We start from the raw sequence: 662 nt of genomic DNA, 5'->3' as shown, positions 1-662 counted from the left end.
CAGCGGCCATTCATGCCATCCACTTCCCATCTCACACCTCCTTCGGGTTTGCCAGGTAGCCGGTGGTGTCACCCGTCGGACGGCTGTTGGCGTTAGGCTTAATCACAATACTCGGCTTCGTGAAGTGCGCAGACGGCAGCGGCGCGACGGCAGCAAGCTGGCCGTGTTTTTTGCGCAGCTCTTCAATCGGGCCAAAATCCAGCGCGCGCAGCGGGCAGGACTCGACGCAGATGGGCTTTTTGCCGTCCGCTACGCGGCTGTGGCAGCCGTCGCACTTGGTCATGTGGCCTTTGGCGGCATTGTACTGCGGCGCGCCGTACGGGCAGGCCATGTGGCAGTAGCGACAGCCGATGCAGACATCCTCGTCCACCACCACAAAACCGTCGTCGCGCTTGTGCATTGCTCCGCTCGGGCAGACCTTGGTACAGGCCGGGTCTTCGCAGTGGTTGCAGGCAATCGACAGGTAATAGGCGAAGACATTCTGATGCCAGACGCCGTTGTCCTCCTGCCAGTCGCCGCCCGCGTATTCATAAATACGACGGAAGCTGACGTCCGGAGTAAGATCTTTGTAATCCTTGCAGGCCAGCTCGCAGGTTTTGCACCCGGTGCAGCGGCTGGAATCAATAAAAAATCCATACTGGGTTGTCATCGGTTACTCCTTA

General features: G+C 59.2%; 1 protein-coding gene. It reads right to left on the bottom strand.

Annotated features, from left to right (window positions below; genetic code table 11):
- Positions 1-31: 31 nt before the first annotated feature.
- Positions 32-649, bottom strand: coding sequence for a DMSO/selenate family reductase complex B subunit (locus G6Q29_RS21530; RefSeq protein WP_017384545.1), 618 nt, complete (start codon positions 647-649; stop codon positions 32-34).
- Positions 650-662 lie beyond the last annotated feature (13 nt).

This window comes from Enterobacter cloacae (assembly GCF_011078175.1).
GTDB lineage: Bacteria > Pseudomonadota > Gammaproteobacteria > Enterobacterales > Enterobacteriaceae > Enterobacter > Enterobacter cloacae_Q.
The sequence above is the reverse complement of the archived record's forward strand: the minus strand, read 5'-3'. Positions and strand labels throughout refer to the sequence as shown.